Raw genomic sequence first — 1,828 nt, 5'->3', positions numbered from 1 at the left:
GGTCACGTTTGGCGCGTAGCCGCCGCTTGGAATGGTTGCGGTAGAATTGATGAGGAAGTTCCAGTTGTCTATGAGTCCAGGTTTAAGGTTGTCAACCGTGCAGTTCACAGTTGTAGATCCGAAAAGGATGCTGTTGATCGTGGAGTTGGATACGTGCACCGTTGGCGAATCGTAATTATGCCATTCATCGATTGTGGAGTTGGATATTTCTATATCCGACTGACTGTATCCATACATTGTCATTATAGTGGATGAGTTTGTGATTGTGAGTTGCGAATTATCAACCGCAAGGATGTATGATGTGATTGTAGAGTTGTTTATGTATGCAGTGCTGTTGTCTTCGAGTTGCGTGAGTATGTCAAGCGAAGGTGCCGTAACTATTGTTGAAGCATATGCATATAAACGTGGGTTTCCGTTGACTGGGTTCCTAAGGATAATACTGTATTGGCGGCTGGTTTCCTGCGTGAAGTTTATGATGGAGTTTCTAAGAATCAAAGTGGCGTTTTCTTCAACGATTATGCTTCCGTTGAAATAGTGCAGATCCTGCAAAATGGTTACGTTGTTTCCGTTTATGACCAAGTCTCCTTGATGGACTGGAGGCGCTGCGCTTACTGCTGGAACGCTGAATTTCGATCCAGTTCCGAGCCCTGTCAGCAGGACAGTCATAACAATGCCGACTAAAAATCTGTTCATCTTATTCACTGATCAAGCTAATCTGCGGTTTCAGTTTTAAAATCTTCCTGTAACGCGGGCATATACAACTGTTCGATCGATTGTTCAAGGAGCTCCCAGAATGTAGATCACTACAATGTAACGGCATAATTTGAGGAAATCCAGTCATTTATACGGAAAACCTATAATAAGCGACATTACAGCCATTCATGTATTCAACTGCCAAAAAGTGTTGCTGTATGGTTTCGAACGTTTATTTTGCTGGCATGCGATGCTTGAGTCCAGAGCAATCGTTGGAAAGAAAGCTTGCCACTTTATTTGACGTTTCAGCAGCAAAAGAAGTGATATCTGAAGACGATCTTGTGGCAGTTAAGATTCATTTTGGTCAGCCTGGAAACCACCGTTTGATCCGCCCGCAGCACATCCGAATAATTGTGGAAAAGGTGAAGGCGGCTGGTGGAAAACCTTTTGTGACGGATACGACTGGCATTGGCTTAAATTCGGCTCGCGGAACAGCCGAAAAATGTTTGAAGGCTGCTGTTGAAAACGGTTATGCGCCGGAAACTATTGGTGCACCGCTTGTGGTTGCTGATGGTTCAAAAGGCTTGTTGGGTGTCAAGCTGAAGGCTGGCGGATTAAGGATGAAGGAGGTTGAGGTTGCCCAAGCGATAGTGGAGGCGGATGTGCTGATTTCTCTTGCTCATGCCAAGGGTCATCCTCGAACTGGGTTTGCGGGAGCATTAAAGAATGTTGGCGTTGGTTGCGTAACCAAGTGCGGGCGCGCTCCGCTTCATCTCGCAAAGAAGCCTCAAATAGACCCTAATAAATGTGACGACTGTGGAAAGTGCATTGCTTTTTGTCCTGTCGGAGCAATTAGCAAACTAGACTCGAAACCGCAGATAAATCCTGAAAGATGCGTTTGGGGATGCGCCTGCTGGGAAATTTGCCCCAAAAAAGCCATTTCAAGTTGGCCCACAATACATCACGAAACGAACGCGGAGCTTAGCATACGAACTGCGGATGCGGCTTCAGCCGTGATAAACCACTTGGGCAAAGACAAAGTCATGTTTTTCAACTTTGCATATGACATAACGCCTCACTGCGATTGCTTTCCATTTGCAGACACGCCGATGGTTCCTGACATAGGCATACTCGC

Annotated in this window: 2 protein-coding genes; one reads left to right on the top strand and one right to left on the bottom strand. The window is 45.8% G+C overall.

Features of this window, described 5'->3' with window-relative positions; translation table 11 throughout:
• Positions 1-693, bottom strand: a 693-nt coding sequence (locus tag HXY34_14185; protein ID NWF97283.1) for a hypothetical protein, incomplete at its 3' end; no start/stop codon positions are given.
• Between the two features lie 272 nt (positions 694-965).
• Between HXY34_14185 and HXY34_14180 the strand changes: the two genes are divergently transcribed.
• Positions 966-1,828 (top strand): DUF362 domain-containing protein (locus tag HXY34_14180; protein NWF97282.1); only part of this gene is annotated, 863 nt, incomplete at its 3' end.

The organism is Candidatus Thorarchaeota archaeon, from assembly GCA_013388835.1.
Lineage (GTDB): Archaea > Asgardarchaeota > Thorarchaeia > Thorarchaeales > Thorarchaeaceae > JACAEL01.
Note: the sequence above shows the minus strand (reverse complement) of the source record. Positions and strands in the feature narration are given on the sequence as shown.